At 65.3% G+C, this 242-nt stretch carries 1 protein-coding gene; it reads left to right on the top strand.

Annotated features, from left to right (window positions below; all coding sequences use genetic code 11):
- A partial coding sequence (locus AC6H42_RS31015; protein ID WP_497549736.1) for an ATP-binding cassette domain-containing protein occupies positions 1–242 on the top strand: 242 nt, incomplete at both ends.

The raw sequence follows: 242 nt of genomic DNA, 5'->3' as shown, positions 1-242 counted from the left end.
GTCGGGCGGCATGCGCCAGCGCGTGGCCATTGCCCGCGTGCTGGCGCTCGATTCGCCCATCATGCTGATGGACGAGCCGTTCGGCGCACTGGACGCGCTGACGCGGCGCAACCTGCAGGACGAGCTGCTGCGCATCTGGGCCGAGCTGAAGAAGACCATCATCTTCGTCACGCACAGCATCGAAGAAGCGATCTACATGGCCGACCGCATCGTGGTGATGACCTACCGTCCCGGCACCGTCA

This window comes from Massilia sp. NBRC 108631, from assembly GCF_059704565.1.
Note: the sequence above shows the minus strand (reverse complement) of the source record. Positions and strands in the feature narration are given on the sequence as shown.